This window comes from Niallia sp. M35 (assembly GCF_050971705.1).
GTDB lineage: Bacteria > Bacillota > Bacilli > Bacillales > Cytobacillaceae > Niallia > Niallia circulans_A.
The window spans coordinates 1-1785 of record NZ_JBPCEP010000041.1; the positions used below are offsets into that span (position 1 = coordinate 1).

At 43.2% G+C, this 1785-nt stretch carries 1 protein-coding gene; it reads right to left on the reverse strand.

The features are described 5' to 3' along the window. Nucleotides 1–154 precede the first annotated feature (154 nt). A protein-coding gene (locus NiCM35_RS26550) for an IS3 family transposase (protein WP_371474370.1) occupies nucleotides 155–1710 on the reverse strand; the annotation gives its coding sequence in 2 pieces (ribosomal slippage) (nucleotides 155–1227 and nucleotides 1227–1710; 1557 coding nt in all). Between the last annotated feature and the right edge of the window lie 75 nt (nucleotides 1711–1785).

Below are 1785 nucleotides of genomic sequence, written 5' to 3' on the forward strand. Positions count from 1 at the left end.
CGGTGTTTGTCAACATAGTTGTCGCATTTAGTTACTTTAGTGTTGTGTTCAGTCAAGGCTACCGCGTTACGCTTGCTGGCCTGATGATTTGAATGGAAAGGAAATCCATTCTTTCCATTCAAATCATCAGGGAATAAAGTGTATTAAGGCGGACTCAACGTTTCCTTTTTCCCTCATCACGCATTGGATTAAGTGCTACTTTTTCAATAGGTGTCCAATTTCTTAGACTCCTCGCCCAGCGTTCTGGATGCTTCGCTTTTGCGGCTTCATATACGTCTTTTCTCTTTGTCAATATGGTTACGTGTTCTCCGGCATGACACTGTGCCGGTGTTACATAATTCAGCCCACTATGCAGATGAATATGATTATACCAATGGACAAATTGGTGTGCCCATTGTCTGGCTTCTTCAAGTGAGGTAAAGCCCTTATGCGGATAATCAGGGCGGTATTTAAGTGTTCGAAACATGGCTTCTGAATAAGGATTATCATTGCTTACACGTGGTCTTGAAAAGGAACTTTGGATCCCCAACTTCTCAAGTAAACTTAAAAAAGTCTCAGCTTTCATCGGACTCCCATTGTCTGAATGCAACACCAGTGGTGCCCCTTGGATTTTCTCATTAATGACTGCTTTTTTTACAAGTGATTCAGCGTGTGTCGCTTCTTCCTTTTCCCATACTTCCCACCCAACTGCTTTTCTACTAAATAGATCGAGTATTAAATAGAGGCGATAATACAAGCCTTTCACAGGTCCACCAAGCCACGTAATATCCCATGTCCACACCTGATTTGGCGATGTGGCCAGATGACTCTCGGGGATTCTTCGTGTTGGCTTTTGACTACGTCCACGGTGGTGTTGCATCTTTCCTTCACGTAAAACACGGTAAAACGTAGATTCTGACGCAATATATGTTCCTTTATCCGCAAGCTTTGGGACAATTTGTGTCGGCGGTAAGTCGGCATATTCTTCTTGTGTAACAACCTCGAGTATTTCCTTTTTCTCTTCCTCGGACAACTTATTTTTTGGAACAGGTCTTTTCGCAAAGGGACGCTGATCGACCTTAACCTTACCATCTGCCACCCAGCGCTCGTAGGTTCGTACACTAATATAAAGTTCCTCACAAGCCTTCGCTAACCGCGCACCATTTTGATTGGCTTCTTGGATGAGTTCTACAGCTAATGCGCGATTTGATGGGCTAATCATTCTTCCTCGTCGTCCCCCCAAATCGCTTGGGCCTTTTTTCTAAGTAATAATAACGCCGCAGCTTCCGCTAATGCTTTCTCCTTCTTTTGAAGATCTTTTTCTAACTGTTTTGCCCGTTTCTGTTCTTCCTTTAACGCACCAGATAACTGCTTTGATTGATCAAATACTTGTCCGTTTGCCTGGAGACAAACAGATCGCCATAATTCAATCTGTTCACGGTACAAACCCTTTTTACGACAGTATTCAGCCAATTCCGTTTCGTTCATCGCAAAGGTCTCCATCACGATTAAAAACTTATCTTGACTGGTCCATTTGTCACTTGTTTGTCCATTGCCAGGCGTTGCCACACCAGCTTCACGTGCAGCCTTACGCCACTTGTACAACGTTGGTTCTGTGATGCCTTCTTCCTTCGAGATAGTAGCCACTGATTCGTTATGTGGTGGCATCATTCGTTTAACAATTGCCTCTTTTTGTTCCTTCGAGTATCGTACTCCATTTTTTTCTTTCATATCGATCGACCTCCGTGTTATTTACTTAAAGTATAACACTAAAGTATCGTACGACATCTATCCTAACAGAGGGGG